This window comes from Xenorhabdus khoisanae (genome assembly GCF_001037465.1).
GTDB classification, from domain to species: Bacteria; Pseudomonadota; Gammaproteobacteria; order Enterobacterales; family Enterobacteriaceae; genus Xenorhabdus; species Xenorhabdus khoisanae.
In genome coordinates this window covers 1-455 of record NZ_LFCV01000218.1, presented here as the reverse complement: position 1 = coordinate 455, position 455 = coordinate 1, and the positions used below count along the sequence as shown (strand labels likewise).

Sequence of the window (455 nt, the reverse complement as noted above, 5' to 3'; positions counted from 1 at the left end):
ATGACAAAGAACTTTCAGCCGATATCCAGCTGATTGCTGCTGATGTTGGTGCCTACAGCAAAGCAGAAAGCGACGCCCATACCAAGGATGTCAGGGATCTGGCTGACAGTAAAGTGCCATCAACCCGCAAAGTTAATGACAAAGAACTTTCAACCGATATCCAACTGACTGCGGCCGATGTCGATGCCTACAGCACAGCAGAAACCGATACGCGAATCAAAGATGTCAGAGATCTGGCCGAAAGCAAAGTGCCATTGACCCGCAAAGTTAATGACAAAGAACTTTCAGCCGATATCCAACTCACTGCCGCTGATGTTGGTGCCTACAGCAAAGTGGAAAGTGATGCCAATATCAAGGACGTCAGGGATCTGGCCGAAAGCAAAGTGCCATTAACCCGCAAAGTCAATGACAAAGAACTTTCAGCCGATATCCAGCTGATTGCTGCTGATGTTGGT

1 pseudogene is annotated in these 455 nt (G+C 47.9%); it reads left to right on the top strand.

Features of this window, described 5'->3' with window-relative positions:
- A pseudogene (locus tag AB204_RS22945) lies at positions 1–455 on the top strand (phage tail protein); the annotation flags it as partial.